A 372-nucleotide genomic window follows, 5' to 3' on the forward strand; every position below is an offset into this window, starting at 1 on the left:
TGCTTCGACCTGTCCTGACGCCTCTTGCTAAGCGATATACTCATTATGATAAGACTTTTAGGTTGATTGATGAGTGGTACAAGCTGGGCCAGCCAAAGTGGAGTGGTGCTAACTATCTGTTCGGAATGAAGTCGCTCGATAAGCTTTATGAGTTTTTCTGCCTGTATAAATTAATAGACTGTCTTCGAGATGCTGGATTTACGTTGACTGCCGCGCAAACACGGAGTGCCGCTCGCGAATTAGGCACAGCGGGACGTCTAGAAGTATTTTCGGATGATGAACTCTCGAATTATTATACTTTCACAGGTGGGGATAAAAAAATACAGTTGTTTTATGAGCCTACGATATGGTCTCATTCAAAATATTCTCAGC

The 372-nt window shown here is 43.0% G+C and carries 1 protein-coding gene; it reads left to right on the forward strand.

Features of this window, described 5'->3' with window-relative positions; all coding sequences use genetic code 11:
• On the forward strand, positions 1-372 hold a 372-nt coding region (locus AC0L3B_RS38630; protein WP_473382894.1), incomplete at both ends, for a hypothetical protein.

It is taken from the genome of Bradyrhizobium sp. Kon56 (assembly GCF_055807635.1).